The sequence below is a fragment of the Pseudomonas sp. MHK4 genome (genome assembly GCF_054600775.1).
Genome location: NZ_BAAIAK010000036.1, coordinates 1 through 4,081, shown reverse-complemented (window position 1 = coordinate 4,081; position 4,081 = coordinate 1). Strand labels below are relative to the sequence as shown.

Genomic DNA, 4,081 nt, shown 5'->3' with positions numbered 1-4,081 from the left:
GAACTAGATACATGGATAATGTTACTTGCCCCTAGTGGTGCATCTAAGTCATTATCTAATGATTTAATTAGCAATTTAATCCCATTAGATTTGCATGGCAATAAAGTAGTTGAACCAAACATTGCCAAGCCGAATGGCCCTGTTGGGATGATTAAACAATTAGCTGCTATTCCAGAAAAAAGAGGTTTTTGGATAGAAGACGAAGCGGCTCAAATGTTCAAAGGTATTGAACAAGTTGTTGGGCCTATGAGTGAAATGCGTGATTACCTTTTGAAATTAAAAGAAGGTCAAAAAATTGAACGTCTTACATCAAAAGAACATATAAAAATCAAAGATTTTCGTATGACGCAATTGTTTATCAATACTATTGATTCAATGGCTAATACATTGACCGAACAATCAATGCACGATGGTCTATTTAGGCGTTATCAAGTCGCTATTGCGACGAAAGATGATGAAAGACCTATCGAAGACCATGCCCTGTATAACCTTTCAAATGTCATTGATGATACGGTTGAAGAAGCGTTTAATGCTTTGTTTTCCCAGAACATTTTTGAAAATAATTATACTTTTGAAGAAGGTTGTGAAGAGGTTTATTCAGTATGTTTTAAACATTTTTGGTTGAAGCAATATAAAAAATTCATGTCCAACGATGAAAGTAAATATCGAACATATATGATGGAAAGTTGGAAATATGCCGTTTTCAATCATATATTGCATAAAAGAGCCGGGACGGTCATTTCATGCGAAGATTTACAATATGGCTTGAAAGTTTCAATGTATTTGCTTAATTCATTGCAGCACTTTGTAAAATTCAGGGCTAGAACTCTTGAAATAAAACTCCCAGTGAAAAAAGACCGAATTGAACAAATTATGGAATTTATTCGCTCGATGGAGAATTCAAAAGATTTCGGGAATCGCATTGTTCAACGAAAGTTTAACATCAAGAAAGATGAACTTATCTTGATATTAAATTCTATTAGAACTCATCGCCCAGAATTTAAAACTAAATTGTTTTCCATATTGGATAAGTGATGTTTTCAATATCGGTTTCACCCCCTATTCCCATAATTAAAAATTATGGAAATAGTGGGCGATTGATTAAAAGAAAACATACTTTAATGCTGTCTATTGAAAACAATTAAATCAATGTTACGATATGAAAAAAGGCTTTTATTTTAAATCTGTGATTTATAATCAACCAGTTGATAATAATTTCACACTTTCCTTCGGAAAGACGCACTACGTGCTTGCGAATTTATTACTGGCCCTTGTCAGGGGGACAGAAGCAAAATCAAAAGCCGAACTGGTCAACAAGAAAATTTTCACCATTTGCAATGGCTCTAATTTCTCTTATAGACCACGCTAGCGAAGTCTCCGCACCCTTGGCAGGGTCGTCGCCTTACGCAGTCACCAGCGGCCTTGTGGGCCTTCTGAGTGACACAAACAACTCAGTTCACCTACCCGGTGAACATCGATCAGGAGCAAAATGACCAAAAGCAAAAATATGATCTGGAAGCGTTTAAATTTCACTGGCGTGAAATCAAAAACAAAAGGCAATGTCCTCGGAACTAATCAACTAAATAAATCCCTTGAACATTCTTTGAGACTTGTCCAAAAGCATGGCATGGAATTCAATCTTGATTTATCCATGAATAATTTTATTGTTCATAAAAATAAAATCATGGCACTCGATGATTTATCAAAAAAGGAACGCCAAAAGATTTTAAATTCAATTGTTGACCCGGTTGTTTCAATTAGTGAATCGAAACAATCCAACACCGTCAACAATGCGGAACTTTCTAAATATTCATACAAACTAAAACAACTCATTTCAAAAAATGAAAATGATGAATTTTCTTTATTTCTCGAAAATGTTTTAAGTAATAAAAGCGAACCCATAGACAAGGGTGAAACCCTTGCCCAGTTAAGTGCTTTTGATGTTAAGAGAAAAGACCAAAAGAAAAATTGCTTATCAACTTATATTGATTTACATAACCAAAAACTCGAAATGTCTCAGCCATTGCCTGAAAATTTCAGTAAAAAAAGAACTGTAATTCAAGAAGCATTTTGGAAATTCCCATTTAACCAAAATGTCGATGATGTAACACCCGAACATTATATGAAAATAATATCGGATTTTTATAAGGAACATTTTCCTGATTACCCGGTAAAGTTAATTGTATTTCATGGCGATGAAATAACAGACCCTAGGGAATCCGCCCTAGGCGTTCACCCCCATATTTTTATTGATGGTAAGAATTCCAAAACAAATAAATATGATTTAATTGATGAAGAATTCAAAGTAATAAACGAATTCAGGAAATCAAAAAACCTTGAACCGTTAGACCGTTATGATGGTAAATATAAAACTACGGTTGAACTCGGCGTTAATTACCAAGAAATTATTTATAACTTTGTAAATCAAAAGCTTGCCGGTTATGGCTATGACATAAAAGTTGAAGTAATTGAAAAAACTCCTGAAAAATTAGAACGTAATAGGCTAATCAAAAAAGACGCATCTTTGCCAAAAGCTGACCGTGTTTATAATTCCATTACAAAAGGCTTGGAAAATCAAAAATCTCTTGAACTTGAAAACGCAAAAAACAAGAAATTAGTTGATGAACATATGGCAAAACTTAAAGAAAGTTTTGTATCTACCAAAGCCGAATATAAAAAAGAATTATCAAATTATTACAAAGATGAAAAAATAAAAGTCGATAATGAACTTAGTGTTTATTTAAAAGACGAACGTAAAAAAGCAAAAGATGAACTCGATGATCATTTAAAGATGTTAGACCGTGTTCAGTTTTATTTTAGTTCTGTTATTAACTTCGTTTCAACTTGCATATATAAATCATTACATCACAATCAAGAACTACCAACGAAAAAAATGCTCGATGATGTGAATGGCAATATTGAAAATATATACAAGGAATTTAAAAATGCCAACCGCGATGATTTTAAAATCATTGATGATTTCTTCGATAAAAATCAAGAAGAACTTGATAAACACCGCTTAAAAGTTGGGTTTGTTAGTTCGATAGTTAGTAAGGTGCGAAAGGCGAAAATCATCCCATGATTTTTAATAGAGATGTAAAAAAAGCAGAATTTTTAATTCTGTTTTTTTTTCATCAGCGTGCCACACATCTCAAAATCAAAGGCGATTCTGGTTGGTAAGAGCAAAAGCGTCGTTTTGTTTTTGTCCTGTATTTACAGGGGAAAACGGACGTTTTCCATCATTTCGTGAAAAACAAAAAAGCGTCACTGGTTGAAATCTACAAGCCCCAGACCCGCAAATTTCCCTACATTTCAAGGAGAAACGGGGGTTTTTGACCCTAAACCATCACCAGCCCCGGCCAGCTTGTCATAACTCTAATTTATGACAAATTTCAGGCGTAAAACGTTGATTTTACAGGGTTTTTTTTCAAAAAATGGCTTTGTCATATGTCATAGGGGGGTCGTGAAAATATGTATTTTGTCATAACTATTGACATTTATTTTTTTTGTGCATGTCGAGCTGCAATGCCTGTATTTCCTTGATTTTAAAGGCTTTTTTGTATTTGTCATTTTTGTCATAAGTGTCATAGGTTTTAAAAAAAAAATCATTATTTGTCATAAAGTCTATTGACAAAACAACTTGGCGGGTTATGATATATATAAGGAAGTTGTTTATATAACTAACTAATAATTAAATATAGGAGTAAATAAAATGGCGATAAATGATTTAACAGAAAGTTATTTGAATTCAATAATATTCAATGATGAACCAAGTAATATACAAGATATATTACCTTTAATTAACAATCCATTTGTTAATAGAAAAACAAACGACGCTTTATCAATGTTGTTTCATAGATTTTACAAAAATACCGACATACCGTTAGGTATTCCAGTATTTAGCTTTTATTCGTATCTTTCAGCATTTTGCTTGTTGAATAGGGCAACTATGAAGATACCAAAAACAAGAAAAAATACCGAACTAGATACATGGATAATGTTACTTGCCCCTAGTGGTGCATCTAAGTCATTATCTAATGATTTAATTAGCAATTTAATCCCATTAGATTTGCATGGCAAT

At 32.9% G+C, this 4,081-nt stretch carries 3 protein-coding genes; all 3 read left to right on the top strand.

Annotated features, from left to right (window positions below):
* The coding region (locus ACYP2Q_RS31370; RefSeq protein WP_459734090.1) for a hypothetical protein at positions 1-1,035 on the top strand (1,035 nt) is incomplete at its 5' end.
* Between the two features lie 454 nt (positions 1,036-1,489).
* Entirely contained in the window at positions 1,490-3,082 is a 1,593-nt protein-coding gene (locus ACYP2Q_RS31365; RefSeq protein ID WP_459734089.1) for a hypothetical protein, read from the top strand.
* 630 nt (positions 3,083-3,712) lie between these two features.
* Positions 3,713-4,081, top strand: a 369-nt coding sequence (locus tag ACYP2Q_RS31360) for a hypothetical protein (RefSeq protein ID WP_459734087.1), incomplete at its 3' end; no start/stop codon positions are given.

Bases quoted from the DNA above. Each gene is read 5' to 3' on its own strand.
- ACYP2Q_RS31365 (WP_459734089.1), top strand. From the start codon at position 1,490: ATGACCAAAAGCAAAAATATGATCTGGAAGCGTTTAAATTTCACTGGC.